This is a genomic window from Amnibacterium sp. (assembly GCF_051956055.1).
Lineage (GTDB): Bacteria > Actinomycetota > Actinomycetes > Actinomycetales > Microbacteriaceae > Amnibacterium.
Genome location: NZ_JBQCGC010000076.1, coordinates 20,662 through 44,478, shown reverse-complemented (window position 1 = coordinate 44,478; position 23,817 = coordinate 20,662). Strand labels below are relative to the sequence as shown.

Annotated in this window: 26 protein-coding genes; 10 read left to right on the top strand and 16 right to left on the bottom strand. The window is 75.4% G+C overall.

Annotated features, from left to right (window positions below):
• Nucleotides 1-19: 19 nt before the first annotated feature.
• Nucleotides 20-1,576, bottom strand: a complete 1,557-nt coding sequence (locus ACTHLI_RS11130; protein WP_440183562.1) for a cytochrome ubiquinol oxidase subunit I — start codon at nucleotides 1,574-1,576, stop codon at nucleotides 20-22.
• A gap of 162 nt (nucleotides 1,577-1,738) precedes the next feature.
• Here ACTHLI_RS11130 and ACTHLI_RS11125 point away from each other — a divergent pair, with 162 nt between their 5' ends.
• Both ACTHLI_RS11125 and ACTHLI_RS11120 read left to right on the top strand, forming a co-directional pair.
• Nucleotides 1,739-2,422, top strand: a complete 684-nt coding sequence (locus ACTHLI_RS11125) for a BON domain-containing protein (protein WP_440183561.1) — start codon at nucleotides 1,739-1,741, stop codon at nucleotides 2,420-2,422.
• Nucleotides 2,423-2,484: 62 nt separating this feature from the next.
• Nucleotides 2,485-3,162: a BON domain-containing protein gene (locus ACTHLI_RS11120; protein WP_440183559.1), complete on the top strand. Its 678-nt coding sequence runs from the start codon at nucleotides 2,485-2,487 to the stop codon at nucleotides 3,160-3,162.
• A 55-nt stretch (nucleotides 3,163-3,217) separates the two neighbouring features.
• Here the strand turns inward: ACTHLI_RS11120 and ACTHLI_RS11115 are convergent, their stop codons facing one another.
• Complete coding sequence (locus ACTHLI_RS11115; protein WP_440183558.1) at nucleotides 3,218-3,874, bottom strand: response regulator; 657 nt, start codon at nucleotides 3,872-3,874, stop codon at nucleotides 3,218-3,220.
• A 97-nt stretch (nucleotides 3,875-3,971) separates the two neighbouring features.
• Nucleotides 3,972-5,684, bottom strand: coding sequence for a GAF domain-containing sensor histidine kinase (locus ACTHLI_RS11110; RefSeq protein WP_440183557.1), 1,713 nt, complete (start codon nucleotides 5,682-5,684; stop codon nucleotides 3,972-3,974).
• 149 nt (nucleotides 5,685-5,833) lie between these two features.
• Here ACTHLI_RS11110 and ACTHLI_RS11105 point away from each other — a divergent pair, with 149 nt between their 5' ends.
• Nucleotides 5,834-6,319, top strand: a complete 486-nt coding sequence (locus ACTHLI_RS11105; protein WP_440183556.1) for a BON domain-containing protein — start codon at nucleotides 5,834-5,836, stop codon at nucleotides 6,317-6,319.
• 80 nt (nucleotides 6,320-6,399) lie between these two features.
• Nucleotides 6,400-7,224, top strand: coding sequence for a hypothetical protein (locus tag ACTHLI_RS11100; RefSeq protein WP_440183555.1), 825 nt, complete (start codon nucleotides 6,400-6,402; stop codon nucleotides 7,222-7,224).
• Nucleotides 7,225-7,227: 3 nt separating this feature from the next.
• Here the strand turns inward: ACTHLI_RS11100 and ACTHLI_RS11095 are convergent, their stop codons facing one another.
• A complete protein-coding gene (locus ACTHLI_RS11095) occupies nucleotides 7,228-8,052 on the bottom strand; it encodes a hypothetical protein (protein WP_440183554.1) in 825 nt (274 codons plus the stop codon).
• A gap of 117 nt (nucleotides 8,053-8,169) precedes the next feature.
• Between ACTHLI_RS11095 and ACTHLI_RS11090 the strand changes: the two genes are divergently transcribed.
• Nucleotides 8,170-8,451: a BON domain-containing protein gene (locus tag ACTHLI_RS11090; RefSeq protein ID WP_440183553.1), complete on the top strand. Its 282-nt coding sequence runs from the start codon at nucleotides 8,170-8,172 to the stop codon at nucleotides 8,449-8,451.
• 5 nt (nucleotides 8,452-8,456) lie between these two features.
• Here the strand turns inward: ACTHLI_RS11090 and ACTHLI_RS11085 are convergent, their stop codons facing one another.
• The 9 genes from ACTHLI_RS11085 to ACTHLI_RS11045 form a co-directional block, all read right to left on the bottom strand.
• Complete coding sequence (locus ACTHLI_RS11085) at nucleotides 8,457-9,344, bottom strand: universal stress protein (RefSeq protein WP_440183551.1); 888 nt, start codon at nucleotides 9,342-9,344, stop codon at nucleotides 8,457-8,459.
• A complete protein-coding gene (locus ACTHLI_RS11080) occupies nucleotides 9,344-10,309 on the bottom strand; it encodes a universal stress protein (protein WP_440183549.1) in 966 nt (321 codons plus the stop codon). Before ACTHLI_RS11080 ends, ACTHLI_RS11085 begins: the two co-directional genes overlap by 1 nt.
• 47 nt (nucleotides 10,310-10,356) lie before the next feature.
• A complete protein-coding gene (locus tag ACTHLI_RS11075) occupies nucleotides 10,357-11,538 on the bottom strand; it encodes an arginine deiminase family protein (protein ID WP_440183548.1) in 1,182 nt (393 codons plus the stop codon).
• A 58-nt stretch (nucleotides 11,539-11,596) separates the two neighbouring features.
• Nucleotides 11,597-12,013, bottom strand: a complete 417-nt coding sequence (locus tag ACTHLI_RS11070) for a pyridoxamine 5'-phosphate oxidase family protein (RefSeq protein WP_440183615.1) — start codon at nucleotides 12,011-12,013, stop codon at nucleotides 11,597-11,599.
• A gap of 91 nt (nucleotides 12,014-12,104) precedes the next feature.
• Nucleotides 12,105-13,040, bottom strand: coding sequence for a universal stress protein (locus ACTHLI_RS11065; RefSeq protein ID WP_440183546.1), 936 nt, complete (start codon nucleotides 13,038-13,040; stop codon nucleotides 12,105-12,107).
• Nucleotides 13,041-13,112: 72 nt separating this feature from the next.
• The gene (locus ACTHLI_RS11060; protein ID WP_440183545.1) at nucleotides 13,113-13,559 is read right to left on the bottom strand and encodes a pyridoxamine 5'-phosphate oxidase family protein; all 447 of its coding nucleotides are present in this window, start codon (nucleotides 13,557-13,559) and stop codon (nucleotides 13,113-13,115) included.
• Between the two features lie 18 nt (nucleotides 13,560-13,577).
• Nucleotides 13,578-13,982 carry a pyridoxamine 5'-phosphate oxidase family protein gene (locus tag ACTHLI_RS11055; RefSeq protein WP_440183543.1) on the bottom strand — a complete coding sequence of 135 codons (405 nt, stop codon included), beginning with the start codon at nucleotides 13,980-13,982 and terminating at the stop codon, nucleotides 13,578-13,580.
• Nucleotides 13,983-14,092: 110 nt separating this feature from the next.
• Entirely contained in the window at nucleotides 14,093-15,283 is a 1,191-nt protein-coding gene (locus ACTHLI_RS11050; RefSeq protein ID WP_440183542.1) for a GAF domain-containing protein, read from the bottom strand.
• 122 nt (nucleotides 15,284-15,405) lie between these two features.
• Nucleotides 15,406-16,251: a universal stress protein gene (locus ACTHLI_RS11045; protein ID WP_440183541.1), complete on the bottom strand. Its 846-nt coding sequence runs from the start codon at nucleotides 16,249-16,251 to the stop codon at nucleotides 15,406-15,408.
• A 161-nt stretch (nucleotides 16,252-16,412) separates the two neighbouring features.
• Here ACTHLI_RS11045 and ACTHLI_RS11040 point away from each other — a divergent pair, with 161 nt between their 5' ends.
• From ACTHLI_RS11040 to ACTHLI_RS11030, 3 genes are read left to right on the top strand one after another with little or no spacing between them, the layout of a single operon-like run.
• Nucleotides 16,413-17,135 (top strand): DUF4396 domain-containing protein, encoded by a 723-nt coding sequence (locus ACTHLI_RS11040; RefSeq protein WP_440183540.1) that lies wholly within the window; start codon nucleotides 16,413-16,415, stop codon nucleotides 17,133-17,135.
• A gap of 2 nt (nucleotides 17,136-17,137) precedes the next feature.
• Nucleotides 17,138-19,498 (top strand): MMPL family transporter, encoded by a 2,361-nt coding sequence (locus ACTHLI_RS11035; RefSeq protein WP_440183538.1) that lies wholly within the window; start codon nucleotides 17,138-17,140, stop codon nucleotides 19,496-19,498.
• Between the two features lie 20 nt (nucleotides 19,499-19,518).
• Complete coding sequence (locus ACTHLI_RS11030) at nucleotides 19,519-20,814, top strand: DUF2254 domain-containing protein (RefSeq protein ID WP_440183536.1); 1,296 nt, start codon at nucleotides 19,519-19,521, stop codon at nucleotides 20,812-20,814.
• A 10-nt stretch (nucleotides 20,815-20,824) separates the two neighbouring features.
• Here ACTHLI_RS11030 and ACTHLI_RS11025 read toward each other — a convergent pair whose 3' ends face one another.
• On the bottom strand, nucleotides 20,825-21,016 hold the full coding sequence (locus ACTHLI_RS11025; RefSeq protein ID WP_440183534.1) for a hypothetical protein: 192 nt from the start codon (nucleotides 21,014-21,016) through the stop codon (nucleotides 20,825-20,827).
• Between the two features lie 126 nt (nucleotides 21,017-21,142).
• Between ACTHLI_RS11025 and ACTHLI_RS11020 the strand changes: the two genes are divergently transcribed.
• A complete protein-coding gene (locus tag ACTHLI_RS11020) occupies nucleotides 21,143-21,598 on the top strand; it encodes a MarR family winged helix-turn-helix transcriptional regulator (protein ID WP_440183532.1) in 456 nt (151 codons plus the stop codon).
• A 70-nt stretch (nucleotides 21,599-21,668) separates the two neighbouring features.
• Entirely contained in the window at nucleotides 21,669-21,866 is a 198-nt protein-coding gene (locus ACTHLI_RS11015) for a DUF1918 domain-containing protein (RefSeq protein WP_440183531.1), read from the top strand.
• Between the two features lie 15 nt (nucleotides 21,867-21,881).
• On the opposite strand, the gene ACTHLI_RS11010 is transcribed toward ACTHLI_RS11015, so the two are convergent.
• On the bottom strand, nucleotides 21,882-22,880 hold the full coding sequence (locus tag ACTHLI_RS11010; protein WP_440183529.1) for a zinc-dependent alcohol dehydrogenase family protein: 999 nt from the start codon (nucleotides 22,878-22,880) through the stop codon (nucleotides 21,882-21,884).
• Nucleotides 22,881-22,903: 23 nt separating this feature from the next.
• Nucleotides 22,904-23,782 (bottom strand): universal stress protein, encoded by an 879-nt coding sequence (locus ACTHLI_RS11005; protein ID WP_440183527.1) that lies wholly within the window; start codon nucleotides 23,780-23,782, stop codon nucleotides 22,904-22,906.
• Nucleotides 23,783-23,817 lie beyond the last annotated feature (35 nt).

Genomic DNA, 23,817 nt, shown 5'->3' with positions numbered 1-23,817 from the left:
TCCTCGTCGGTGGTGGCGGTCAGTAGGCGAACGCGAGCACGTCGTCCTGCTCGGCGGGAGCGGGCGCGGCCAGCTCGGGCATCGCGCTCGCCACCCCGCCGCGGACGAAGCGGACGAGGAGGAACACCTCGACGACGAGCAGCACGGCGTAGATCCCGGTGAGCGCGATGACGGAGAAGAGCACCTCCCCCGCCGACACCCCTGGCGACACCGCGGCGGCGGTGAACATCCACACCCCGTCGATGCCGCCGGGGGTGGGGTTCGGCGCCACCACGAACGGCTGGCGTCCCATCTCCGTGAAGACCCACCCTGCGGCGTTGGCGCCGAACGGGGCGAGGATGCCGAACACCGCGAGCCGCGACAGCCACCTGGAGGCGGGGACGGTGCCCCGGCGCGTCAGCCACAGGGCGACCAGCGCGGCGAAGGCCGCGATGGCGCCGAAGCCGATCATGATGCGGAACCCCCAGTAGGTGACCCGGACATCGGGCACGTAGTCGATGGCCTGGCCCGACCGCGCGCCGTACTTCGTGCCGGTGGGCAGCGTCGTCCCGTAGCGCTGCTGGTAGACGGGTACCAGCTGCTGCACGCCGGGCACGGTCGTCGTCGTGTTCCCGGTCGCGAGGAACGAGAGGAGACCCGGCACGACGATCACCGGTCGGATGGTCGAGCAGTCGCGCGACGCGACGTCGCCGATGGACAGCACCGAGAAGTCGGTGCCGCTCTCGCACAGCGCCTCCGCGGCCGCCATCTTCATCGGCTGCTGCTGGAACATGAGCTTGCCCTGCGCGTCCCCGGTGACGGCCACGCCGGCGAACCCGACCATCGCGACGACGGCGCCGATGCGGAGGGCGGACAACCAGACCCGATGGTCGGCGGCGTCGCGAGACGGATCGTCCGGGTCGGTGCCGACGCGGAGCCTGCCGTCCGACCGGAGCACGTCGATCCCCTCGTGCCGGCGGCGCCACAGCTGGTACCAGGCGATGCCGAGCAGGAACCCGCCCGCGACCGCGAGCGCGCCGGTGAGGGTGTGGGCGTACGCGGCGAGCGCGGTGCTGTTCGTCAGCACCGCCCAGATGTCCACGAGGCGCGGCCGGCCGTCCACCATGGCGATGCCGACCGGGTGCTGCATCCAGGAGTTGGCGACGATGATGAAGAACGCCGACACGATGGATCCCGCCACCGCGATCCACAGGGTCGCGAGGTGGATGCGCTTCGGCAGCCGGTCCCAGCCGAAGATCCAGAGGCCGAGGAAGGTCGACTCGAAGAAGAACGCGAGCAGCCCCTCCATCGCGAGCGGGGCGCCGAAGACGTCGCCCACGAAGCGGCTGTACTCGCTCCAGGCCATCCCGAACTGGAACTCCTGGACGATGCCGGTGGCGACGCCCATGATGAAGTTGATCAGGTAGAGCTTGCCCCAGAACCGGGTGAGTCGCAGCCACCGCTCGTCACCGGTGCGCAGCCACCGCCACTGCATGAAGGCCACCACCGGACCGAGGCCGAGGGTGAGCGGCACCATCAGGAAGTGGTAGACGGTCGTGATGCCGAACTGCCACCTGGCGAGCGCGAGCGGGTCCACTGGCGGGTCTCCTCCGATTCGGACCGGGCCCGTGCCCCGTCCGGCTCCACGCTTCCTGAACGCGCCCTGCACCGCTTAGGGACCAAGGTCCCGCCGGGCTCCTCGTGCCACGGGGACCTTCGGCCGGTGCGCGCGGATCGCCCGCCGCGCGACCCTTCCGCCATGTCGTCCACGCTGCGCTCCGCACCGGTACCCGCCACCGATCAGGAGATCCAGGAGGCGGTCGCCGCCGAGCTGGCGTGGACCCCCGGGGTCGACGCCGCGGCCGTCGGCGTCGCGGTGCACGACGGGGTCGTCACGCTCACCGGCGAGCCCGGCTCCCGAGCGGAGGCCGTCACGATCACGAGGGCGGTGCAGCGGGTGCGCGGGGTGGCGGCCGTGGCCGACGAGCTGCGCGTGCGACAGGGCAAGTGGGCGAGGGCGACCGACGCGGAGGTGGCGGCCACCGTCGCGGCCGCCCTGCAGCGGACCTCCGCCGTCGCCGCGGGCGCCGTGCAGGCGACCGTGCACGACGGGATCGTGACCCTGACCGGGGAGGTCGACTGGAACGAGCAGCGGGAGGCGGTCACCCGCCTCGTCGAGCACCTCGCCGGGGTACGCGCGGTGCACACCAGCATCGGCCTGACCCCCAGGGGTCCCGACGCCGGCACCGAGGACCGCATCCGCTACGCGCTGGAGCGCAACGCGATGCTCGACGCCTCCCACGTCACGGTGCTCGTCGACGGCACGGAGGCGGTCCTCACCGGCTCCGTCCGCTCGGCGGCGGAGCGGCGCGCGGCCGTGTTCACGGCCTGGTCGTCGCCGCATGTGACGGTCGTGCACGACCGGCTGCGCGTCGTGCCGTGAGCGGCGTCGGGCGGGGACCTTCGGCCCTGCCCGCCTGGCCGCTCGCGCCGCACGCTGACCGCATGACCACGACCACTCCGGCGACACCGATCGCCGACCACCAGATCCAGCGCGCGGTGCTCGAGGAGCTCGAGTGGACCCCGGCCCTCGACGTCGCGGACGTCGGCGTCGCGGTCGACCACGGCGCCGTCACGCTCTCGGGCGTCGTCGACTCCTACCGGCAGCGGCTCGCCGCTGAGCGCGCGGCCCTGCGGGTGCGCGGGGTGAGCGCGGTCGCCGACGACATCCGCGTCCGGCCGGACGAGGCGGACGTCCTGCACGACGACGAGCTCGCCGCGATGGTCGCCAGGGCGTTCCGCGACGACGCGGAGGTGCCTGCGGAGGACATCCACATCGTGGTCCGGGACGGGGTGGTCGTGCTCACGGGGACGGTGGAGACGAACGCCCAGCGGGTCGTCGCGAGGAAGGTCGTCGAGCGGCTCCGCGGCGTCCGCGGGCTCGACAGCCGCATCGAGCTGGTGCGCCGCCCGTCTGCCGCCGACACGCAGGAGCGCATCCGGGCCGCGATCCGCCGCAACGCGGTCGTCGACGCGAACCACGTCACGGTCCGGGTCGAGGGCACCACCGCGATCCTGGAGGGACGGGTGCGGTCCTTCGCCGAGCGCCGGCAGGCCGAGTCGGCCGCGTGGGCATCCCCGCACGTGACGGTGGTCGACAACCGGATCGTCGTCGCCGCATGAGCCGCCGGGCGGCGCCCGCTTCGTGGCGATGGGGGCGCCGCCCGGCCCGTGCCGCTCAGCGGTGCGCCTGCTCCACGCGCTGGCTCTCGAGGTGCAGCACGGCCGCCTGGGTCCTGCTCTGCAGGCCGAGCTTCGCGAGCAGGCTCGAGACGTAGTTCTTCACGGTCTTCTCGGTCAGCGACAGCCGGTTGCCGATCTGCCGGTTCGTGAGCCCGTCCGCGATGAGGGCCAGCACCTCGCGCTCCCTCGGGTTCAGGGATGCGAGCCTCGGGTCGCGGTCGGTCGCGCCCCGCAGCCGGTCGCGGACCGCGCGGACCAGGCCGGGGTCGAGCGCGGACCGGCCGGAGGCGACGCGCTTCACCACGTCCACGAGCCCGCTGCCGCGGATGTCCTTCAGCACGTAGCCGGCGGCGTTCGCGATGACGGCGGCCATCATCGCCTCGTCGTCGTCGTACGCGGTGAGCATCACCGACTGCACGGCGGGCATCGTGGTGTGCAGCTCGCGGCACAGGTCGATGCCGCTGCCGTCCGGCAGCCGGACGTCGAGCAGTGCGACGTCCGGCTCGGTCGCGCGGATCCGCCCGCGGCCCTGCTCGACGCTGCCCGCCTCCCCGACCACGCGGATCTCCGGGTCGGCCTCGAGCAGTTCGGCGACGCCTCGACGGACCAGCTCGTGGTCGTCGACGAGGAAGACGGTGATCGGGTCGCTCATGGGGCTCCTGGTCCTCCTGGGTTCACGCGGGCGCTTCCCGCGCCGGTCATCCTGCGTCAGGCGGTCGCCCGCCACCATGGGACCTTCGGCCCTCGAATCACTCGGTCCGCGAGGGACCGGCGCGCAACGGGATGGCCCAGGTGAGCACGGTGCGCCCATCGAGGGCCTCGAGCCGCACCGTCCCGCGCCTGCGGCGCGCGCGCTCCTCGAGGTTCGTGAGTCCGCTTCGCCGGCCGCTGTCGGCCAGCGGCTCCCCGTCGTTGCCGACCGTGACCGTGACGCCCCTCGCGTCCGCCGCGACGGCGACCTCGACGGAGGAGGCGCCGCCGTGCTTGACGGCGTTGCTGATGCCCTCGCCGACGACGGCCAGCACGTCCTCGGCCAGGTCGCCGTCGAGCACGGCGTCGACCGGACCGGTCACCGTGACGTCGGGTTCGATCGACAGGGCCGCGCTGTGCTGCTCGATGAGGTCGAAGAGCCGCTGCCGTCCCGTGGAGCGAGCGGGACCGCCCCCCGTCGACTGCAGCGTGAAGATGATCCGCCTGATCTGCGTGATGGAGTCGTCCAGGCTCGTGATGGCCGCATCGACGCGATCGGCGTTCCGCCCGGGCTCGATCGTGCCGAGCACGCCCTGCAGCTGCATGCCCGTCGCGAACAGCTGCTGGATCACCTGGTCGTGCAGGTCCCGCGCGATCCGTCCTCGGTCCTCGAACAGGAGCATCCGCTGGGTCTGGTCCCGCGCCTGCACCAGCTCGAGCGCGACGGCGGCGCGGCCGGCGAAGTCGGCGGCAGCCGCGAGGTCGCCGTCGTCGAACGGGGGCGCGCCGGGCGCGCGCGCGACGACGATGGCACCGGCCGTGCGGTCGGGCGTGCGCAGGGGCAGCGTCATCACCGGCCCGACCGCCGCGAGGTCCTCTCGGCCGAGGTCGCGGATCTCGGACTCCTCCCACCGGCGCGGCTCACCGGAGCGCATCGTCTGCGCCGCGATGGTCGCGCCCGCCGGGCGCAGCCGGCCGCGCGCGTCGTTCGGGTCCCGGCCCGCCACCTCGGCGACCCGCACGAACTGCGGGTCGTCGGTGACGAGCAGGACGAACGTGCTCATCGCCTTCGCGACCTCCCGCGTCCTGGCCGCGATGAGCGGCACCGCGTCGCCCTCGTGCGGGGCGAGCAGCCGGCTGGTGATCGCGGCGGACGCTGCGGCCCACTCCTGCCGGCGGCGCGTCTCCCGGTAGAGCCGGGCGTTCTCGATCGCGAACCCCGCGGTCGCGGCGAGGGACGTGAGGAGCTGCTCGTCCTCGTCCGTGAAGGCCCCGGCCCGGGACCCGCTGAGGTAGAGGTTGCCGTAGATCACCCCCCGCACGGGCACGGGGACACCGAGGAAGTCGTGCATCGGCGGATGCCCGGCGGGGAACCCCGCCGACCGCGGGTCGGCCCCGATGTCGTCGATGCGGATCGGTCGCGGATCCGAGATCAACGCGCCGAGGAGCCCGCGCCCGCGAGGGAGGTGGCCGATGCGTTCGACGTCGGCGGGATCCATCCCGGCGTGGATGAACCGCTCGAGACCGCCGTGGTCGTCGAGCACGCCGAGCGCGCCGTACTGCGCACCCGTGAGCGACCGCGCCGCCTCGACGACGCTCTCCAGCACCGAGTCGAGGTCGAGCTGCTGCGTGATCAGCTGCGACGCCCGCAGGAGGGCGCGGAGCCTGCCCTGCGTGGCCAGCACCTCGTTGGCCGCGTCGACGAGATCGGAGAGCCGGCGATCCAGCTCGATGCGCGGCGGATCCGGGAAGGTGAGGTCGGGGTCGCTCACGCTTGCTCCTGCGCCGGGTCGAAGGCCGCTCCCCGACGGAGCCGGGACGACGCTGACAGCATACGGAGGGCGTGCGCCGATCGTGGACATCGGGATCCCCGGGACCTTGGTCCCTCGATCGGGGGCGCCCGGCGAGTCAGGGTCTCGGCATGACGGACGTGCGCGACCTCGCCGACGCCCGCGCCGCGCGAGCGGTGCGCGAGCGGATCGAGACGACACTCGGTGAGGCCGGCATCTGGATGCACGCCGCGGTGCGCGACGGCGTCGTCACGCTGACCGGTCCGGTGCCGACGGAGCGGGCCCGGCTGGCGGCGGTCACGGCCTGCAGGAGGACGCCGGGCGTGCGGACGGTGCACGACGCGCTCGACCCCGCCTCGGACGCCGGCGTCGCCGGCTCCGATCTGGACCTCGCGATCGCGGTCGAGGACCTGCTGTACGGGCTCGACCCCGTCTTCCAGGGGCTCGCCGTCGATGTGCGGGAGGGCACGGTCCTCCTGACCGGCACCCTGGACCGGCACGCGCAGCGTGCCGCGGCGGTCCGGGTCGCGAGGACCGTCCCCGGCGTGCGGGGGGTGCTGAGCGGGATCGTGCTGCGGACGCATCCCTCGGCCTGGCGCGCGCGACCCATCGGCTGAGGACGAAAGGCTCTGATCCCGCCCGGCCCCCCGCACGAGCATCGTCGCCGACGAGGTCGTCGATCGGGAGGGGGACGCCGATGCCGGACGTGAGCGCGCGGAGCCGGACGGTCGTCGGGTGGGACGGCCGCGCCGCGGCCCGCGCCGCCCTGGGCTGGGCGGTCGCGCACGCGGCTCCCGGGGACGCGATCGAGCTGGTGCAGGTGCTGGACGAGTTCGACGGCGACGACGACGCGCTGACGCCCGAGCAGACGCGGGAGCGCGCTGCCCTTTTCGCCGAGGCGGCGCGGATCGCGGTGCTCCGTCCGGAGCTCGTCGTCACCGGCAGCCACGTCGTCGGCGACCCCGAGCAGGTGCTCCTGCAGCGGGCGGGACGCGGCGGCACGATCGTGCTCGGTGCGCCCCGGCCCGTGTGGGGATCGCACGCCGGACTCGCCCGGCGCCTCGCCGAACGGCAGGAGGCGTCCGTGGCGCTGATCCACGAGGGCTACCGGAGCGGTCCTGTGCTCGTCGGCGTGGGTCCCGGCACCGAGCGGACCGCCGTGCTCGCGGCGGCGGAGCTCGCCGAGCGGGGCGGCACCGACCTCGTGCTGCTGCGGGGCGACGGCCTCGGCCGGGCCGGGGTGCTGTCCGCGACCGAGCTCGTCGCCGTCGTCCGCGCGGCCCACCCGGAGCTGCACCTGCGGGTGGTGCTGAGCAGCAGGCCCCCGGTCGACGCGCTCGAGGAGGCGGTCGACCAGGTGTCGCTGATCGTCCTCGGACCGCGGCTGCGCGGCAGCGGGACCAGGGAGTCCCTGATCGAGCGGGCCGCCTGCGCGCTGCTGCTGCTCGGAACGGATCCGGCGGGCGGCGAGCAGGACGACGTGCTCGGGGACGACGAGCGGCCGCTCGCGACGGTCGGCTGACCGCTACCCGGCGGGCGCGACGGCTGCGCCGGAGGCGGCAGCCGGTGCCGACCAGCGGGCGTCCTCCGCACGGACGAGCAGCACCGGGCACGCCATGCCGGCCACGGCGTCGTGCTCGAGCTCGCTGCCGGGGCCCGGCGATCGGTGCCGCCCGATCACGAGCAGGGAGGCGCCGGTCGCGGCGCTCCGCAGCTCGGCCCTGACGTCGCCGCGGACGATGCGCTGGCGCACGAGCAGATGCGGGAGGTGCGCGGTGATGTCGCGAGCGGCCGCGTCGAGCGATCCGCCGGGCCAGCCGTCGATCGGCCCTCTCGGGTGCACGTGCACGGCGACGAGCGAGGTGCCGGTCGCGGCCGCCTCCGTCGCGGCGACCTGGGCCGCCGCGACCCCGGCGGCCGTGCCGTCCACGCCCGCGATGACGGGGCCGTGCGGGTCGCCGCCGTGCACGGGCACGAGCGCGACCGGTCCGACCGCCTCGCGGGCGATCGCGGCGAGGAGCGCGCTGCGGTGCGGCAGGCGCAGGGCGGCGGCACCGCCGACGCCGAGCGCGAGCAGCGCGCCGGGCGCTGCCGCGCCGAGCAGCGCGGCCTCGACGTCGCCGTGCACGACGGAGGACGCGACCTCGAGGTCCGGCCGCACCTCGTGGAGCCGGTCGACCTCGGCCTCGAGCGCCAGGCGGGCGCCGGCCGCGACGTCGTGGCCGCCGTCGTCGTCGGGGAGCACTCTGAGCAGCCGGATCGCCCTGGTCGTCGGCCGCCGCCGCGCCCATTCGAGCGCGGCCCGCGCCCGCGCCGATCCCGTCCACGCCACCACGACGTGCTCCAGCATGCCGTCCTCCTCCCGAGGATCCCCGTCCATCCCCGACCACGATCCGGGCGCGGCAATGCGGACGGCCAGGGTCGAAGGTCCGTGTCCGCGCGGCGCGTCGCCGGGGACCCTGGTCGCATGAGCGAAGCGACCGCCGTCCACCACCGCCCGGCCGACCGGCCCAGCGACGAGGAGCTCGAGCACGCGGTGCAGGAGGAGCTGACCTGGTCGTCCTCCGTGGACGCGAGCGGGATCGAGGTGCGGGTGGACCACGGCGTCGTGCACCTGCGGGGGCGGGTGCACGACCTCGCGGAGGACGTGCACGTCCGCCGCGCCGTCCTGCGGGTGCGCGGATCCGTCGGCGTCGTCGACCGGCTGACGACCGCGCCGCAGGCGGGCGACGGCGCGGCGAGGCGGTAGCGCGGTCAGGCGTGCGCCGGGGCGGGGTCCTCGACCGGCTCCTCCTCGGCCACCGGCGCCCGGTCCACGCCGACCACCATCGTCGGCACGGCGGTCCTGCGGAGCAGCGCCCGCGCCGACGCGCCGAGGAGCGCGGGGATCGCGACACCGCTGTGCCGCCCGAGGACCACGAGCGACGCGTAGCCGCTCGCACCGGCGAGCGCCTCCCCCGCGGGCGCGTGGACGAGGAGGCGCGTGATCTCGAGGACGGGGAACCGTCGCGCGACGACGCCGGCGCACTCGTCGAGGACCGCACGGTGCGCGCCTTCGAGCGAGTCGATCACGTGCGCCTCGAAGGGCAGCATCGCGTCCCAGCCGATCGTCTCCCACCAGGCGTGCACGACCACGAGCGGTTGCCCGAGGCGCACCGCCTCCGCCGCGGCCACGAGCGCGGCGGCGATCGACGCCTCGCTGCCGTCGACGCCCGCGACCACCCGGTCGCCCGGGTGCGGCAGGGGGTCGGGCACGATCACGACCGGCCCGGCGGCCCGCGCGGCGACCCGCACGGCCACGCCGCGGTCGGCGCCGTCCCCGGCCGCCACCCCGATGACGAGCATCGTGTGGGGTGTCGCGGCGCGGCGCAGCACGACCTCGGGATCGCCGTGCTCGAGGGCGCCCGTGATGTCCATGGTCGGGTGCAGCCGGCGGAGCATCGTCACGTCCGCGGCGAGCTCGCTCGCCCCCGTCGCACCGTCCCGCCATTCCGGGGCGACGCGGAGGAGGCGGATCCGGCCGGTGCCGCCGAGCCGCCGCACCGCCCACTCCGCGGCGTGCCGGGCGACGGCGGCGTCGTCCCAGGCCACGACCGCGTGCTCGATCTCGCCCGCACCGGCCGCCCGCCCCTCGGGCGCCATCAGCCGACGACCTGTCGCGAGGAGCCGAGCACCTCGGCCGGTTCGTGCTGCGGGGTGACGGGCTCCAGCAGCGGGACGTCCCTGCGGCCCACCACGAGGACGGGAGCGGGGCTCGAGAGCAGCAGCTCGTGCGTCACCGATCCGAGCAGGAGCGCCGACGAGGACCATCGGCTGTGCCTCCCGAGGACGAGGAGCGCTGCGCCTCCCGCGGCCTCGAGGAGCGCGCGCGGGGCGGACTCGTGCACCAGCCTGCCGGTCACGTGGAGCCGCGGGTACCGCATCCTGACCTCGGCGACGGCCGCCCGCAGCACCTCGGCGTGCGCCTCGGGCAGGGTCCGGGAGGGAGGGTCGTCGTCCGGGTGGTCGGCGTCGACGCCGAACCCGTCCAGCGGCGGCTCGACGGCCGCCGGGTCGTCGGGCTCCCCCTGCGCCTGCCAGGCGTGCAGCACGACCAGCGGTGCGAAGGTCGCGGTCGCGAACTCGGCCGCCCGCAGCGCCGCCGCCCGGGAGGCCGCGGTGGTGTCGACGCCGACCAGGACGTGGCCCGGCCGGTCCCGCGTGCCCGCGGGCACGACGACGACGGGCCCGTGCGCGTGGGCGGCGATCCTGGCGGACGCGGTCCAGCGGACCCGCGGCGCGGCGTGCGGCACGCGGTCGCTCCCGAGCACGAGCAGCGCGGCCTGGCCGGTGCGGCGCTCGAGCTCCGGGGCGGCGTCCCCGATCGCCACCTCGCCCGTGATGCGGATGGAGGGATGCGTGCGCGCGAGCTCGTCGACCTCCTCGCGCACGGCGTGCTCGGCGGCGGCCTCGAGCTCGGCCGGCGACGGCGCGTCCCGCTCGGCCCGCGTGTCGTCCACGACCCGCACCAGCCGGTAGCGGTGGCCGATGGGCCTCCGGACGGCCCATTCGACCGCCTCCTCGGCGGGGGGCCTGCCGTCCCAGCCGATCACCACGTCCTCGTACATGTCCACTCCTGTCGTCGTCGGATCCGATCGCCGTGATCGGTCGTTCCTCACCCGGTCGGCAGCGCGTCGCGCTGCACCGGCTGCACGAGCCGCCGCAGGCCGCCCGCCGGGCCGGCCGCGTCGGGCACCGGGACCACCTCGACCCCCGCCCGTTCGAGCAGCGCCGTCGCGCGGACCCCCTCCGGTGCCGAGGCGAGCACGACGCCCGGCCGGACCGGGAGGTACTCGGCCGGCGCGGCGTCGGGCGGCAGCTCCAGGAGGCGGGCGCCGTGCGTCAACCGCTCCAGCACGTCGCGGAGCGGCTGCGGCGCGCCGGACGCGAGCGCTCCGTCGTCGCGCGGGTCCGCCTCGAGCGTCCAGGTCGTCACGTCGTCGTCGAAGGCGGACGGGTGCACGGCCGCGAGACCGGTGCCGACGAGGCCGATCAACCGGTCCAGCCGGTCCACCCGCGCGCCCTTCGGCAGCGCCGCGACCACGACGTGCCGCACGAGGCCCGCGTCGAGCACCGTGCGGGCGAGCTGCCTCGCGCCGTGCGCGGTCGTCCGGAACCCGATGCCGACGAGGAGGGAGCCGTCCGCCGCGAGCAGCACGTCGTCGCCGCTGACCTGCGCGGCGCTGCGCCGCAGCCCGGGGTCCGCCGCGTACCGGAGCGACCGGAGGGAGGCCAGCGCCGGATGCACGCGCCCCAGCAGCGACACGATCGCGACCGCGCGCCGTGCCTCCGGCATCGCCGCGGGCGGCAGCGCCGGGAGCACCGCGTCGCCCACCACGATCGCGGTGGAACGGAGCGACCTGGCCGCGGGCATCGGCTCGAGCAGGAAGCGCGTGCGCGGCGATGCGGCCCGCGTGGGGTCCCAGTCGCGCGCGGGCAGCCCGTCCTCGAGTGCCCGCGCCGCTGCTGCCGGATCCAGGTGCGCCAGGATGCGGGCCGCGCGGCGGGCGACGGCGGGTGCGAGGGCCGCGGTCGCGAGCACCTGCTCGATGAGCACGCGACGGACCGCGGTGGCCCGGACCGCGTCGGCGAGCAGGTCGGGCAGGCCGAGGACGGTCACGCCCCGGTCGCCGAGCGCCCGCGCGACGGCGGTCGCGCAGCGGTCCCGGCCCCCGTCCCGCAGCGAGACGTCCACGAGGGCGGTCCGCAGCGCGCCCGCCTCCGACCGGACGCCGGCCGGCGTCTCGGCGCCGTGGGCCCGCTCGGCTGTCGCGGTCAGCGGGTGCGTCGGGCTCATGCCCGGATGGTCCGCCCGCCCCTCGCCGCCTCCCAGGGCCCAAGGTCCCCCGCGATCGTCAGTACCAGTCCGTCTCCGGCTCGGCCCCGCGGACGAACCCGCGCCCGCTGATCTCGCCCGCCTCGATGCGAACGACCTGCGTCTTCGGGGTCGGCAGCCACGAGACGAGCGGCAGCGCGTCCGCCTCCTCGTCGAACCCCTCGACGGCGCGCGCGACGCCCTTCACCACCACGCTCCAGGCGGTCTGCTCGTCGACGCCGTCGACCTCGAACGCGACGTGCCGGTTGATCGTCAGCGCGGCGAGCTTCGTGCCCTCGTTCGTCCGGAACAGGATGCGACCGTCGGACACCGCGTAGTTGACGGGGAAGACGTCCACCAGGTCGCCGACCGCGACCGCCAGCCGGCCGAGCGCTCCGCGCTCGAGCAGCGCCCAGCAGTCGGCCTCCGTCAGCTCGTAGAGCGGGTCGCTCCGCATCCCCTGCACCGCCACTCCTTCGTCGTGCGTCGAGGTTCACGGGTCGCGTCGCCCCGGGTCAGAGCCCAAGGTCCTCCGCGAGCGCTGTCGGTCAGGCGGTCGCCTCCGCGAGATCGGCGCCGGCGTGCTCCTGCTCAGCAGCGCGCGGAACGGGTACGACGAGGACCGGGCTCTTGGCGTGCGCGGCGACCGGCATCGCGACCGAGCCGAGGAGCACGCCCGCGAACTCCCGCCGGCCGGCGCGGCCCACGACGACGAGGTCCGCCGTCGCACTCGCGTCGACCAGCACCTGCGCGGGCGAGCCGCGCCGCAGCGACGAGTGCAGGCGCGGCGGCCGCCCCTCCGGGAACGCCGTCGCGATCGCGTCGTCGAGCACCTCCTGCGCCGCCTTCTCGAGGTCGATGCTGTCCTCCAGCCAGGCGTCGCCGTACATCGCGGCGTCGGACCATGCGGCGACCGCGTCGAGGCGGGCGTCCATGCGGTCGGCGGCGTCCGCGGCGGCGCGGAGCACCGAGACCGTCTCGGGGCTCCCGCCGACCCCGACCACCACGCGGCTCGCGGATCCCTGCGGCACCGTGTCGCCCCCGTGCATGACGAGCACGGGGCAGGGTGCGTGCATCGCGCACGCCAGGCTCACGGACCCCATCATCAGGCCCACGAAGCCGCCGTGCCCGCGGCTGCCGACGATCAGGAGGTCGGCGTCGCGGCTCTCCTCCACGAGCACCGTCGCCGGCCGCCCCATGCGGACGACCGTGTCGATCGGCACGAGGCAGCGGCCTTCGAACGCCTCGTCGAGCGCCGTGCGGAGCAGCTGGCGCGCGGCCCGGCCGAGGTCCGGGATCACGACGGGCGCACGCGGCACGATCATCGGGACACCCCAGGAGGTGACCGCGACGAGGGTGCCGCCCTGGGCGGCCGCCGCCCATTCGCCGGCACGCAGGGCGGCGATCGAGTCGGGTGAGCCGTCCACGCCGACGACGACGCGTCCTCCCCCCGTGTGCGCCGGTGCGGTCTCGGGGTGGCTCATCGGATCCATGGTCCGAGGCTCGTCACCGGAAGGGGCCGCGACCAGAGCAGAAGGTCCCGCGCGGGCCGGCGCTCACCAGAACCAGCGCTCCTGCTCGTCGACGCGCCGGTGGAACGCGCGCCCCGTCAGCTCGCGGACCTCGAGCTCGATGAGCGTGTCGCGCGGCCCCGTCTCGTCCGGCGCCCACGGCGCCAGCCCGATCCGCTCCTCCAGCGCGAGGGCCGACGGGTCGTCGACGCGGCCGAGCACGCCGCGGGCGATCACGGACCACGCCGTGGTCCGGTCCCAGCCGTCGATCTCGAACGGCACGAGCCGTCGCTGGGCGTCGAGCACGTCCGAGCTCAGCGCGGTGCGGAACAGGATGCGCCGTTCGCGCACGACGTAGTTGAGCGGCAGGATCTCGACCTTGCCGCCGGTCACGAAGGCGAGCCGGCCGAGCTGGTTCGACAGCAGCCGGCGCCAGCACTCGTGCTCGTCGAGGTGCTCGATGCGCTCCTCCGGGTCCACGTCGGTGTCCATGTCCGCCTCCTGAGGGCTTCAGGCGAGCCGCAGCTCGCGGCCGGTGACCCGGATCGGGGTGATCATCACGAGCGCCCGGGCGTCGTCGCCCGCGAACGGCGCCGCCGGCGGGATCCCGACGTGGTCGCGCGGCAGCACCTCCTCCGCCCGGCCGACGACCAGCACGCTCCAGCCGTGCTCGTCGTCGTGGTCGTCGATCTCGAACGCGACGCGCCCGTCGAGCAGGATCGAGAACAGCTTGCTGCCGGGGCGGGTGCGCAGCAGCAGCCCGCCGGGGACCACCGCGTACCCGATCGGGAGGATGACGGGCTCGCCGCCGGCCACCATCGCGATGCGCCCGATCCCGTGCTCGGCGAGCCGGTTCCAGCACTCCCGCTCGGTCAGCTCGGTGGTGGTCAACGCGCCGGTCGTTCCCGTGGTCATGCGCCGCTCCTCCGCGTGGACCGGCCGCCCGCGCGGCGACCGCCGGTGCCCAGCCTCCCGCCGCCCCGCGGTCCGAGGTCAGGGCCGAAGGTCACGCCCGACGGCCGCGCTCACTCCTCGGCGCGCTCGACCGAGGCCCACAGCTCCTTCTGCGCCATGAGCGCGAGCTCGGACAGCGCGCCCAGGTCGATCGTGTCGGGGTCGCGCGGTTCGGTGTCGAGCACGCACAGGGCGCCCACGCGGTACCCGTCCGGCGACTCGATCGGGTACCCGGCGTAGAACCGGAGGCCCCGCTCGCCGGTGACGGCGGGGCTGTCCGCGAACCGCGGGTCGAGAGCCAGGTCCGCGATGACGAGCGGTCCGTCGCTCCGGATCGCGTGGTCGCACATCGACACCGAGCGGGGCATGCGCGTCAGGTCCGTCCCGGCGACGGAGCGGTTCCGCTGCTCCTCGCCGTCGATCAGCGACAGGGCGGCGTACCGGGTGCCGAACGTCTCGGCGGCGATGTGGGTGATCCGGTCGAGCCGGGCGTCGGGCGGCGCGTCCGGCAGCATCGCGAGCGCGGCGCGCTGCCGCTCCTCCTCCGGCTGCGGGCGCGGGGAACGCGGAGGGCGGCCGCGCAGCGCCGGGGCGAGCGCGGGCGCGATCCTGGCGGCCCACTCGCCGTACACCGCGGGCGACCGGTACCCGGGCACACCGGGCGGCCGGATCGGGGCAGGCAGCTCCAGGAACCGCGCGCCGCGCTCCGCCGCGAGCGCCGCGCTGATGCGGTTCATCGCGACGCGGTGGCGGTCCGCGATGCGACTCGGCCAGCTCGCGTAGGTGCTGACCGTACCCACCGGCTGCGGCCCGATCACGAGCACCGCCGCGTCCGGCGCCGCGCCCAGGAAGCGGTCGAGGAGCGCCGCCATCGCCCTCCGCCACTCGTCGAGCGGAGTGAGGGTGACGGCGTCGCTCATGCCCGCGAGCAGCACCACGGCGTCGAACCGGCCGAGGTCGACGCCGTCGAGCAGCGCACCGAGCGCGGCGAGGCGGAGCAGCCGGTCCACGCGGGCGTCGACCTGCACGCCGCGACCGAGCTCGGCGGCGAGCGCCCTGGCGAGCTGACCGGTCAGCGCGAGGTCGTGCGAGCTGACGCCCCAGCCGGAGGCGGCGCCGTTGCCGAGCAGCAGCACGCGCAGCGGATCGGGGCCGGGGACGCGCGCGACCGGGGCGTCTCCGGGGGCGGGGAGCGTCGCCAGCGCCCCCTCCCGCGAGCGGTACCAGGTGCGCATGAACAGTCGCAGGAGGACGTCACGCACGGGATCGCTCGCGGTTCGGCACACCCCATGCTCCGGGGTCGACGCGGCGCGTCCCCCGCATCCCGCCTCCTGCGGCGTGTCCGCGCACGACGCGGAGCACGTGCGCAGGTGCTGCGGCGCGCTCAGCCCCCCACCGCGACCGGGACCGAGGAGGCCGCCGTCAGCCCACCCGCTGCGCGCAGGAGCGCCGTGCTCGGCAGCAGCAGCACCGGTATCTCGAGGCGCTGGAGCAGCTTCCGCGCCAACCCGTCGGGACTGCGTCCGCTCGGTGCGCGCTCGAGCTCGAGCACGACGGCCGCGCACTCGGCCGCCCGGCGGACCGTCGCGTCCGATCCCCCTCCCGGTGCGTGCGCGATCGCCTCGGTCGCCACCTCCAGCTCCGGATGCGCCTCCCTGGCGGCAGCGGCGAGCAGCCCCAGGCGGTGCTCGGCGCGGGACACGCGCGACGGCACCGGCGCCATCGTGACGAGGAGCGATCCCGCCGTGCGCGCCGCGTGATCCGCGGCGGCGAGCACGACCTCGAACGGGTGGTCGCTGCGGTCGACCGGCACGATGACGCGATGCGCGGTCCGCGCGCCGCGACGGGACACCCGCATCACCGATGCGGGCCGGCCGCTGCGTAGCAGCCGGAGCAGCCACAGCGGAGGCATGCCGTTCTGCGCGTCGGCGCCGACCGCGACGACCGCGCCCTCGAGCGCGGCGACCGCCGGGTCGTCGACGTCGTCGAGCACGAGACCGCGGACGTGCGGGAGCCTCGTGTCGGCGCGCACCTCGGTGATCCGGTCCTGGAGGGCGGCGCCGGCGATCCGCTGCAGCTCGGCCCGGAACACGGCAGGCACCTCGCCGCGCCGGATCACGGTGAAGACGAGCAGCCCGGTCCCCGACCGCTGGGCAGCGTCGACCGCCCACGCCAGTGCGCGCTCCGACGCGACACTCCCCGACCACGCCACCGCGAGCCGCTCCGGCATCCGCACGTCCTTCCGTCGGCCCGAGCCTCCGCCGGGCGCGATCCGCGTCCGTAGGGGCGAAGGTCCCGCACGGCCGGAAGGGCCGCGGTGGACTGCATGGTCGGTCGTCGCCCAGGACCTCCTCGGTAGCGTTCGGGGCCCATCGACGGGAAGGGACACCGATGCCGCTCGACATCGCACCCGAGTCGTCGGTCGGCGACCTCCCCGTCTGGTTCACGGTGCTCGCGAGCGCGTCGCTCGCCGTGGCGGCCGTCTGCGCCGTGGTGGTCACCGTGGAGGTCGTGCGCCGGCCGGCCCGGATGGCCGTGATGAACGTCGTCTGGCCCGTGACGATGCTGTTCGGCGGCCCGATCTGGCTGCGCCTGTTCCACCGGCACCGCCGCGCCCAGGCGGAGGACGCGGTGTCGTGGCGGATGTCCGTCGCGGTCGGCGCGAGCCACTGCGGGGCCGGCTGCGCGCTCGGCGATCTGATCGCGGAGTTCGCCATCGCCGCGATTCCGGCGCTCGCGGCGGCGCTCGGCCTCGGCACGCTCTTCTCGCACCGCATGTTCGCGGCCTGGATCCTCGACTACGTGGTCGCGTACGCGATCGGGATCGTGTTCCAGTACTTCGCGATCGCGCCGATGCGCGGCCTGTCCGTCCGGCAGGGGCTGTGGGCCGCCGTGAAGGCGGACACCCTGTCGATCACGGCCTGGCAGGTCGGCATGTACGGCACGATGGCGGTCCTGCAGCTCCTCGTCATCACGCCGCTGTGGGGGGCACCGGCCTCGGTGTTCACGCCCGAGTTCTGGTTCGTGATGCAGCTCGCGATGCTCGGCGGCTTCGCCACCGCCTACCCGATGAACGCGTGGCTCATCCGCAAGGGCGTCAAGGAGCGGATGTAGCCGTGGCTGCTCCGACCCGCACGGCGTCCGCTCGGGCGGTTCGATGGGTCGTCGCGCTGATCGCGCTCGCGGTCGCGGTGCTGATGCCCCCTCCCCGCCGCGCGGCGACGCCTCGCGCGGCAGCGGCGCCCCACCCGGAGCGACGTGACCGCGGGATCGGCCGGATCCATCGCACCGCGGTCGTGCGCGGTCGCTGGCCGGTCCTCCTCGGCTGGGCGGCGCTCGCCGCGGCGGTGTTCACACTCCTCCCCGCGGGGCACGCCGTCGGCGGCGACGCCGGGTTCTCGAACCTCCTGCCCGCCGACAGCCCGGCGCTCCGGGTCGAGCAGCGCGCGCTCGCCGCCTTCCGGGTCCCGGTGCTGTCGGGCACGACGGTCGTGGTGCAGGCGAAGGGCGGCCTCGACCTCCGCACGCGGGCCGAGGTGGCGCTGCAGGCGTACCGTGCCACGCGGGACACGATCCGGTCGGGTCCCGCCTCCGCGCCGGGCTCGATCATCGCGGCGGTGCCCGTCCCGCTCGTCTCGCGGGATGTGGCGGTCAGCTACCTCTTCCTGTCGCCCGGCACGTCGATCTGGAAGACCGACTCGCTCGCGACGGCGTACGCCAGGACGCTCCAGCGGGCGATCCACCGGCCAGGGGTGTCCGTCTCGGTGACCGGATTCGTGCCGGCGCAGGTCGCGCAGGGCGAGCAGCTCGCGGCGGCGCTGCCGAGGTTCGAGCTCGCGAGCCTGCTGGTCATCCTCGTCATCACCGGGCTGACCTTCCGGTCGCTGCTCGCGCCGCTGCTCGTGCTCGTCACCGGCGGCAGCGGGTACGTGATCTTCTCCCGCGTGCTCTCGGGGACCGCCGGCGACTTCGGGCTGTCGGTGCCGCAGCAGCTCGAGCCCGTGCTCGCTGCGCTGTTCATCGGCGTGATCACGGACTACTGCGTGCTGCTGTTCTCCTCGTACCGCGTCGCGCTCGAACGGGGCGAGGACCGGTTCGAGGCGGCGCGGTCCGCGCTCCGTGACGATGCGCCCGTCATCGCGATCGCCGGGGTGACGGTCGCCGGCGGGATCATCGCGCTCCTGGTCAGCCCGTTCGCGTTCTTCCGCACCCTCGGCCCGTCGCTCGCGGTGACCGTGGTCTCGGCCGTGCTCGTCGCCCTCACCCTGGCGCCCGCGCTGATGACGATCGTCGGCTCGCGGCTGTTCAGCCTGCGGGGGCCGACGGCGCTCATCCGGCGCGCGCGCCGGCGCCGGGCGGCCGGCGGCCGGCGCGGACGGATCGCCGAGGCCGCCGTGCGACGGCTCACCCGGCGCCCGATCGCCGCGGTCGCCCTCGTGCTCACCGTCGCGGCGCTCTCGGTCGCGGCGATCCCGGTGCTGCACGCCCGGCTCTCCCTCTCCTTCACCGCCGGTCTCCCGGCGGACGACCCCGTGCAGCGGAGCGCCGCCGTCCTCGGTCGGGCGGGCATCCGCGGCATCACGGCCCCCGTGGAGGTGCTGGTCGAGGGAACGGACGTCGCCGACGCGCAGCGCGTGCAGCTCGTCGCGCTCCAGGTCCTCATCGCCCAGCAGCCGGGGGTCGCCCGGGTCATCGGCCCGGCCGACAACCCGCTCCGCGCGAACATCGGCGTCGTCTACTCGACGGCCGGGAACGCCGCGCGGTACATCGTCGTGCTCGACAGCGACCCGCTCGGGGCCAGGGCCGTCGCCGACCTCCGGGCGCTGCAGCGCGCGCTGCCCGGACTGGCGGCCACGAGCGGGCTGCGGCACGTCCGGGTCGACGTCACGGGACAGACCCGGATCGCCTCGGAGGTGGCCGGCCTCACCGTGGAGAGTCTGCGCGACACGCTCATCGCGGCGTTCATCATCGAGGCCCTGATCCTCGCCATGTACCTCCGGTCGCTGATCGCGCCGATCGTGGTGCTGCTCGCCGGCCTGCTCAGCGTCGGCGCCGCGTCCGGCCTCACGGTGCTGCTGTTCCAGGACGCGCTGCGCCAGCCCGGCCTCACGTTCTACGCGCCCTTCTCGACGGCGGTGCTGCTCCTCGCGCTCGGGGCGGACTACACCGTGTTCACCGTCGGGGCGATCTGGCGCACGGCGCGCTCGGTGCCCCTCCGGGACGCGATCGTGGCGACCATGCCGAGCACCGCGCGCACCGTCACCGCGGCGGGCACCATCCTCGCGGCGACCTTCGCCGCGGTCGCCCTCGTCCCGTTGACCGCGTTCGAGCAGATCGCCTTCACCATGGCCGTGGGACTGCTGATCGACACGCTCCTGGTGCGCCCCGTGCTCACCCCCGCGGTACTGGCGCTGCTGGGCCGCGCGGCGCGGTGGCCGGCGCGGTCGGTGCAGTCCACTCCGGCCGCCGTCCGCTGACGATGGGGAAGGATCGGAGGATGCGGAGCTGGATCCTTGCGGCACGGCAGTCCTTCTGGTTCCTGCCCGCGGTGTTCGGGGTGGCCGCCGTCCTGCTCGCGCAAGGGCTCGTACTCGCCGACCGCCTGTTCGCCGGACCGATCGCCGGGCTGCCGTTCCTCGGCGAGCTGAGCCCGGATGGGGGGCGCTCGATCCTCACGACGATCGGCACCTCGATGCTGACGGTCGCGGGCACCTCGTTCTCGATCACCATCTCGGTGCTCGCCACCACCTCCTCCACCTACGGCCCGCGGCTCGTGCGCAACTTCATGGCGGACCGCGCCAACCAGCTGGTGCTCGCCGTCTTCACCTCGACGTTCGTGTACTGCCTGATCGTGCTCAGGTCGATCCGCACGCAGGTGAGCGACCGGGCCGCGTTCGTGCCGACGCTCGCGGTGCACCTCGCCGTCCTCGGCGCCGTCATCGACTCGGCCGTGCTCGTCTTCTTCATCCACCACATCGCGACCTCCGTGCAGATCACGACGCTGCAGAAGCGGGTGCAGACCGACCTCGTCCGCGCGGTCGACCACAGCCATCCCGCCGACCCGCGTCCGGGCTGGGTGGGACCCGTGGCGCTGTCGGGCGAGCGCACGTCCCCCGTCCGGTCCGCGAAGGAGGGCTACGTGCAGGAGGTCGATCTCGACCAGCTCCTGCATGCGGCGACCGATGCGGATCTGCTGCTCGAGGTGGTCGCGATGCCGGGCGATCACGTGCTCGAGGGCGATCCGCTCGTCGTGGTCCGCGCCGGCGGCGAGGTCACCGAGCCGCTCGCGCGCTCCGTGCGCGGGGCCTATGTGCTCGGGGACGAGCGCACGCCCTCGCAGGACCTGCGGTTCGCACTGCAGCAGCTGGTGGAGGTGGCCGTCCGCGGCCTCGCGTCGGGCTCGAACGACCCGTACACGACCCTGAGCGCCCTCGACCTGTCCAAGGCCGCGCTGGTGCCCCTGGTCCGCCGCGGGGAGGCCCCCGGCGGCCGGCTCGACGAGCGGGGTGCGGTCCGACTCGCCTTCCGCTGGCCGACCACCGCGGAGCTGCTCGGCGGGGTGTTCGGCAGCCTCCGGCAGTACGGGATCGCGCACACGTCCGTCGTCCGTGCGACGGTCGCGCTGGCGCTGCGGCTCGCCGAGGAGACCCGCGACGAGTCGCTGCGGGGGCTGATCGCCGATCAGGTGCGGCAGCTGGTGCTCGCGTTCGAGCGGTCGCACCCCGGCTCGCCCGACTGCGACGTCGTGGCCGCCGACGGCCGCGACGCGCTCGTCCGGCTCGCCGCGGTCTGACCCGCCCTCGTCAGGACGTGGAGACCGGCCGCCCGTCCGTGCCCTGATCGGCCTCGTCCACGAGGGTCCAGGTCGCCCCGCAGCCCCCGCACGAGACGTCCCATCTCGCGCCGGACTGCTCCGCCGGGCGCTCCCAGGGCGACGCGCCGTCCCGCACGATGTCGATCGACGACGAATCCCCGCACGTGCCGCATGCGATCACGGCTCGGCCTCCTTCTGCTGCCCTGGACGCTGCGAGCACCGATTGTTGCACGGGTACAAACGAGTCGGCTCACCCCGACCCGGATGCGCTGCCGTAGGCTCGACAACCCGCGGAACACGGGAGGACGTGGTGGATCAGGAGGTCGATCCGGCGCTGCGCGCCTCCCGGGCCATGCTCGGGATCGTGGCCCGCAGCATCGCTCCCGCGCTCGAGGAGGTCTCGCTGCCGCAGTTCCGGGTGCTCGTGCTCCTGGAGACCGGCGGCCCGGCGCGGGTCACGGACCTCGCGGAGGGCGTCGGCGCGGTCGTGTCGACGTTCAGCCGGTCCCTCGACCGGCTCGAGGCCGGCGGCTGGATCAGCCGCGCCACGGGCACGGCCGACCGACGCGAGGTCACCGTCTCGATCACGCCGAAGGGGCGGCGGCTGGTGGGCGAGGTCTCGGCGGCGCGCGTCGCCGCGCTCCGGGAGATCCTCGACCGGCTCGACGGGGACGAGCGCGCGGTGCTCGGCCGGGCGTTCAGCGCCTTCGCCGACCTGGCGGGCGAGCCGACGATCCGCGAAGGGCTCGTGCTCGGGCTCTGACCCGGCCGACCGACCTTCGGCCCTGTCGCGACGCCGGCCGGCCGGGTGGGCTCCCGGTGGAGGTCACACCATGCATGCACAGGTCGACGACGAGATCGTCGTGCAGTCCCACCACCTGGACGAGCAGCCGAGGCGCGGACGGATCCTCGAGGTGCACGGCCCCGGCGGCACCGAGCCGTTCCTCGTCCGCTGGGACGACAGCGGCCACACCGCGCTCGTGTTCCCCGGCGCCGACGCCTCCGTGGTGCACCTCACCCATCGGGAGTGAGCTCCGGGTCCCCCATCAGACCGGCGGCAGCAGGACGAGTGAGCCGGAGGCGCGGCCGCCCCGCAGGTCGTCGAGCGCCCGCGGCGCGTCCTCGAAGCGGTACGCGGTGGTCGAGGGCCGGATCCCGAGCCGCGTCGCGACGCGGAGCAGCTGCTCCCCGTCGGCGCGCGTGTTCGCCGTCACCGACCGCAGGTCGCGCTCCCGGAACAGCAGGCGGTCGTAGTCGAGGGCCGGGATCTCGGACATGTGGATGCCCGCGAGCACGACCGTGCCGCCGGGCGCGGGCGCGTCGAGCGCGACCGGGACCAGCTCCCCCGCGGGCGCGAAGACGATCACCGCGTCGACCGGTTCCGCCGGCGGGTCGGTCTCCCCCTCGGTCACGGCGAACCCGAGCGACGCCGCCAGGCGCCGGTTGCGCTCGCCGCGGGTGACGACGACCACCTCGGCCCCGGCCGCCCTGGCGATCTGCGCGGTGATCGACGCGCTCGATCCGAACCCGAACACGGCGAGCCGGCCGCCAGGAGGCAGCTGGGCGCGCTGCAGCGCGCGGTAGCCGATGATGCCCGCGCAGAGCAGCGGCGCGACCGAGACGGGGTCCGCCGACGCCGGCAGGCGGTACGCGAACGCCTCGGGCACGTGCGCCTCGGTCGCGAAGCCGCCGTCGTCGTCCCACCCGGTGAAGCGCGCGTCGGGGCAGAGGTTCTCCCGGCCCGTCCTGCACCACCGGCACACCCCGCAGGTGCTGCGGAGCCAGGCGACCCCGACCCGGTCGCCCACCGCGAACCGATGGGTCCCCGGCCCGGTCTCGACGACGGTGCCGACGATCTGATGCCCCGGCACCACCGCGGGCCGGTGCGGCGGCAGGTCGCCGTCGACCACGTGGAGGTCGGTCCTGCACACGCCGCAGGCCTCCACCCGCACCCGCACCTCACCGGGAGGCAGCGCCGGCGACGGCACCTCCTGCCGCACGAGCACACCCCCGTGCCCTGGCGTCCGCCAGACGGTCGCGCTCACGGCTCCCCGCTCCTCCGTCCGGCTCAGCCGACCGAGTCGACCCGTTCCCGCGCCGGCCGCGCGTCCCGGAGGCGCGGCACCCGCAGGGGGCCGACGACCATGGTCGGCACGGCCGCGTGCCGCAGCAGCGACCGCGCGGCGGTGCCGAGCAGCGCGGGGACCGCGATCATGCCCGCGTGCCTGCCGAGCACGACCAGCGACGCCGATCGGCCGGCCTCGGCCACCGCCTCGTCGGCGGGCGCGTGCACGAGCGTGCGCACCGGGCGGCAGGACGGGAGGCGCCGCACCACCTCGTCCGCGCACTCGTCGAGCACCGCGCGGTGGGCCGCCTCGAGCACGTGGATGGTCCTGGGCTCGTAGGGAGGGAGCGCGTCCCAGCCCGCGCTGTCCCACCAGCCGTGCACGATCTCGAGGGGCTGGCCCAGCCGCTCGGCCTCCTCCGCGGCGATCAGCGCCGCCGCGATCGACGACTCCGTGCCGTCGACGCCGACGACGACCCGGTCGCCGGGCGTCGGCGCCCGGTCGGGCACCACGACGACCGGCCCCTGGGCGAGCGCCGCCACCCGGATCGCGAACGCGCGGCCCGCCGACGGAGCCGAGTCCGTCCGCGCCCGCACCCCGAGCACGAGCATCCGCGAGCGGCCAGCCGCGTGCCGCAGGGTCGCCTCGGCGTCGCCGTGCTCGGCGGTGGCGCTCACGTGCAGCCCGGGATGCGCGCGACCGAGGCGCGCCACCTCCTCCGCGATCGCCGCCCGCGCCGCCCCGGCGTCCTCGTGCCGCCGCAGCACCTGCTGCAGCAGCAGGCGGCCGTGGCCGCCCTGCCGGTCGGCGGCCCAGTCCGCCACGAACCGCGCGGGCGGCGTGCCGTTCCAGCCGACGACCGCGTCGTCGATCGTGCTCATGCGGGCATCCAACCGACCGCCCTGGTCGCGCCGCA

What these genes read in the sequence shown, in the direction of transcription:
- ACTHLI_RS11125 (WP_440183561.1), top strand. Translation starts at nt 1,739, where the DNA reads ATGTCGTCCACGCTGCGCTCCGCACCGGTACCCGCCACCGATCAGGAG.
- ACTHLI_RS11120 (WP_440183559.1), top strand. Translation starts at nt 2,485, where the DNA reads ATGACCACGACCACTCCGGCGACACCGATCGCCGACCACCAGATCCAG.
- ACTHLI_RS11115 (WP_440183558.1), bottom strand. Translation starts at nt 3,874, where the DNA reads ATGAGCGACCCGATCACCGTCTTCCTCGTCGACGACCACGAGCTGGTC.
- ACTHLI_RS11105 (WP_440183556.1), top strand. Translation starts at nt 5,834, where the DNA reads ATGACGGACGTGCGCGACCTCGCCGACGCCCGCGCCGCGCGAGCGGTG.
- ACTHLI_RS11100 (WP_440183555.1), top strand. Translation starts at nt 6,400, where the DNA reads ATGCCGGACGTGAGCGCGCGGAGCCGGACGGTCGTCGGGTGGGACGGC.
- ACTHLI_RS11095 (WP_440183554.1), bottom strand. Translation starts at nt 8,052, where the DNA reads ATGCTGGAGCACGTCGTGGTGGCGTGGACGGGATCGGCGCGGGCGCGG.
- ACTHLI_RS11090 (WP_440183553.1), top strand. Translation starts at nt 8,170, where the DNA reads ATGAGCGAAGCGACCGCCGTCCACCACCGCCCGGCCGACCGGCCCAGC.
- ACTHLI_RS11085 (WP_440183551.1), bottom strand. Translation starts at nt 9,344, where the DNA reads ATGGCGCCCGAGGGGCGGGCGGCCGGTGCGGGCGAGATCGAGCACGCG.
- ACTHLI_RS11080 (WP_440183549.1), bottom strand. Translation starts at nt 10,309, where the DNA reads ATGTACGAGGACGTGGTGATCGGCTGGGACGGCAGGCCCCCCGCCGAG.
- ACTHLI_RS11075 (WP_440183548.1), bottom strand. Translation starts at nt 11,538, where the DNA reads ATGAGCCCGACGCACCCGCTGACCGCGACAGCCGAGCGGGCCCACGGC.
- ACTHLI_RS11070 (WP_440183615.1), bottom strand. Translation starts at nt 12,013, where the DNA reads ATGCGGAGCGACCCGCTCTACGAGCTGACGGAGGCCGACTGCTGGGCG.
- ACTHLI_RS11065 (WP_440183546.1), bottom strand. Translation starts at nt 13,040, where the DNA reads ATGAGCCACCCCGAGACCGCACCGGCGCACACGGGGGGAGGACGCGTC.
- ACTHLI_RS11060 (WP_440183545.1), bottom strand. Translation starts at nt 13,559, where the DNA reads ATGGACACCGACGTGGACCCGGAGGAGCGCATCGAGCACCTCGACGAG.
- ACTHLI_RS11055 (WP_440183543.1), bottom strand. Translation starts at nt 13,982, where the DNA reads ATGACCACGGGAACGACCGGCGCGTTGACCACCACCGAGCTGACCGAG.
- ACTHLI_RS11045 (WP_440183541.1), bottom strand. Translation starts at nt 16,251, where the DNA reads ATGCCGGAGCGGCTCGCGGTGGCGTGGTCGGGGAGTGTCGCGTCGGAG.
- ACTHLI_RS11040 (WP_440183540.1), top strand. Translation starts at nt 16,413, where the DNA reads ATGCCGCTCGACATCGCACCCGAGTCGTCGGTCGGCGACCTCCCCGTC.
- ACTHLI_RS11030 (WP_440183536.1), top strand. Translation starts at nt 19,519, where the DNA reads ATGCGGAGCTGGATCCTTGCGGCACGGCAGTCCTTCTGGTTCCTGCCC.
- ACTHLI_RS11015 (WP_440183531.1), top strand. Translation starts at nt 21,669, where the DNA reads ATGCATGCACAGGTCGACGACGAGATCGTCGTGCAGTCCCACCACCTG.
- ACTHLI_RS11005 (WP_440183527.1), bottom strand. Translation starts at nt 23,782, where the DNA reads ATGAGCACGATCGACGACGCGGTCGTCGGCTGGAACGGCACGCCGCCC.